We start from the raw sequence: 1,228 nt of genomic DNA, 5'->3' as shown, positions 1-1,228 counted from the left end.
TACTTTATCCAGTTCATCCGAGAACTGGAGTGCATGGCGGGTATCGATCATGACTGCGACCTCATCCGTAAACTTCTTCTTATATTCTCGACCCGCTTTAAACGCTTTTGGATGCGGACCATGAGTAAAGCCTGCCGGATGAAACGTCACCATACCCGCTTCAATGTTATCGCGACTAAAGAAGTCACCTGCGTGGTAGAACAACACTTCGTCATAGTCATCATTGTTATGGTAGAACGGTACTTTAAGTGCACCAGGGTCACTCTCAATTGGACGAGGAACAAACGTACACACTACAAATCCCGCTCCTACAAATGTAGTATGCGCCGACGGTGGTAAGTGGTAGCGATGTGACATAAGTGGACGTATATCACGCCAATTCACTTTCACTACTGCTAAGTCGCCATGCCAACCAATCGCGTCTAAAGGATTAAACGGATAGGTAATCACGCTAACTTTATCGTGGCGTTTTACCTGAACCTCGGTGCGGTTTTCAGAATATTGCGCACGAAACTCATCATTGATAGATGGAACTTCCAACACCGCTGGGTCAAATACCGCGTGATTCCCTACCATGCCCTTTTCCGGTAAGGAGTACGCTGCATCGGTGTTTTCAATCATGAGAATGAACATGGGTTCGCTCGGCTCTAAACGCCAACTCGTTGAGCGCGGGATCATGACGTAATCCCCTTCGCTCACTTTCAGATGACCATAGTCACAGTAAAGATCTGCCGCACCTTGGTGGATGAATAGCAGCTCGTCGCCATCTGCATTTCTTACCAAGAAATCCATCTTTTCATCCATGCGCCATACACGTATTTTACAGTTAGCGTTGTGCAGTAGGTGCGATACTGACCAAGGAGAGATTTGACTGGCTTTATCCACTAAGGTGAAGTCAAAAGCGCGTGGGCGTAAGTCACCTTCCCACTCACACCAACCGGTTGGCGCATGTTGATGATGAAAATGTGCCGCAGGGCCGAAGAACCCACTTCGGCCAGCTTCACGTTCATAAATTGCCTCATCCGGGAAATCCGCATGTGCTTGTTTAGAGCACACTCCCTCCCGATGCGGAAATGTGATCCATTTATGCATCGCTTAGTACTCCTCGGCGAATTTGATCTTCTTCAATCGATTCAAATAGCGCTTTGAAGTTACCTTCACCAAAGCCTTCGTTGCCTTTGCGCTGAATGATTTCAAAGAACACAGGGCCAATAACAGTCTGAGTAAA

1 protein-coding gene and 1 pseudogene are annotated in these 1,228 nt (G+C 47.4%); both read right to left on the bottom strand.

All coding sequences use genetic code 11. The features are described from left to right. A partial coding sequence (locus R7P67_RS25080) for a homogentisate 1,2-dioxygenase (RefSeq protein ID WP_318086354.1) occupies window positions 1-1,092 on the bottom strand: 1,092 nt, incomplete at its 3' end. Continuing rightward, window positions 1,085-1,228: pseudogene (locus R7P67_RS25075) on the bottom strand (4-hydroxyphenylpyruvate dioxygenase); the annotation flags it as partial. The pseudogene R7P67_RS25075 and the gene R7P67_RS25080, both read right to left, overlap by 8 nt.

It is taken from the genome of Vibrio sp. Vb0937 (genome assembly GCF_033338855.1).
This window is presented reverse-complemented; position numbering and strand designations above follow the sequence as displayed.